The organism is Runella sp. R0.1_18 (genome assembly GCF_057652155.1).
The window spans coordinates 1-683 of record NZ_JBYFCK010000084.1 but is presented as its reverse complement, the minus strand read 5'-3'; the positions used below and the strand labels follow the sequence as shown (position 1 = coordinate 683).

General features: G+C 41.6%; 1 protein-coding gene. It reads left to right on the top strand.

Annotated features, from left to right (window positions below; translation table 11 throughout):
• Positions 1-291: 291 nt before the first annotated feature.
• A partial coding sequence (locus tag AC23P2_RS31145; protein WP_487776798.1) for an IS110 family transposase occupies positions 292-683 on the top strand: 392 nt, incomplete at its 3' end.

Here is a 683-nt window from a genome sequence, read left to right as displayed (position 1 = left end):
ATATCTTTGAAGTTCATTGAAATTGTTGGAAAAACGGGGCGGCCCGAGCCGTACAATTTTGAGGTAGTTGTTTGACAGGGGTGGACAGCAGTCCGAGTCTCGCCGCTAACACGTCTCAACGCAGTCGATGTTGTACCGCTGGTCTATCTGTTCACCCTGTTTTTCTCTGTAACTTGAACAGTACCTATGGATGTAATTCTTACATTACAATCCTGCATTTATGTTCGGAGCGCCGATGCGACAAAATTCGAGGAAAACCGTCAGGCAAAATCAACTTAAAACAACCCTGACATGAACAAACAAGACCAAAGTTCGGCCACTTTACTACGCTATTGCGTTGGTATAGATGTGAGCAAAGACAGCTTACAATTATGCGTATCCGTCATTGACACTAACGGAAAAATAGCCATTAAGGGGAGTGGTAAAATCAATAACAAAACGACTGCTTTTGATAGCTTTCTGACCTGGGTAGATAAGCATTGCAAAGATAAAAATTTAGCTATTCGCTTCGTGATGGAATCCACAGGGGTTTATCACGAGCAATTGGCTTGGTATCTATTCCAAAACGATTTGACTGCCAGTGTAATCTTACCAAACAAGGCTAAACATTACCTCAAAAGCATCGGCAATAAATCTAAAAACGACAAAATTGACGCTCGAGGTTTATCACAAATGGGTTTAGA